Origin of the sequence: Nitrosospira sp. NpAV (genome assembly GCF_000832065.1) — a bacterium.
Classification (GTDB): domain Bacteria; phylum Pseudomonadota; class Gammaproteobacteria; order Burkholderiales; family Nitrosomonadaceae; genus Nitrosospira.
Genome location: NZ_JXQM01000174.1, coordinates 1 through 719, shown reverse-complemented (window position 1 = coordinate 719; position 719 = coordinate 1). Strand labels below are relative to the sequence as shown.

Annotated in this window: 1 protein-coding gene; it reads left to right on the top strand. The window is 39.8% G+C overall.

Annotated features, from left to right (window positions below; genetic code table 11):
- Window positions 1-191, top strand: a 191-nt coding sequence (locus tag SQ11_RS15800) for a sulfurtransferase TusA family protein (protein ID WP_041515163.1), incomplete at its 5' end; no start/stop codon positions are given.
- Between the last annotated feature and the right edge of the window lie 528 nt (window positions 192-719).

Here is a 719-nt window from a genome sequence, read left to right as displayed (position 1 = left end):
TTTGTCCACTACCCATTCTCCGCACAAAAAAATTTCTGTCTGAAATGGCACATGGGCAAGTGCTCAAAATCATGGCCACCGACCGGGGCGCAATGATTGATTTTCAGGTGTTTGCCGATCAGACAGGAAACGAATTACTGTCTTCATCCGAAATTACTGGTGAATATCTGTTCTACCTGAAAAAAAGATAGCATTGAAAACCAGCATATATATTCGCTCAGAGTAACAACCTCTATCATGCCTGCCTGCTCCATCCGCCACAAAAAACTTTAGAGCCGCGATACTGCTACTGCGGCCAAGCAAAGCAAGGCAAGGCTTCAATTTCTCCTCCCTTCCCTCTCTTCCCGTAACCGGCTATACTTACAGTGACGTATGTAAACATATTGAAAATAAACAAAAAATTTATATGATCTATGTCATGCGTTTTGTTATTGAACTTTATCCTATAAATATGCTCTTATAAGTACCTGAAAACAGGTAGTTTTTATACTAAAACAGAGGAGGTGCTTGCCATGAAAGCTTTGAAATCCGGGTGTTGTATGAGGTTGATTAAATTGACCGAAGTTTTTTTGACAACCCGGAATTGTCCTAAATCAGATTTCATTCTGAAACCAGACTGGTAACTGACTTTTATCAGGAGCTTCCACGGAAACTCCAATTTTCGCGAAAAGGAGTAGTAATTATGGCTACAAATATATTAAAAGACAAAGCTACACAGC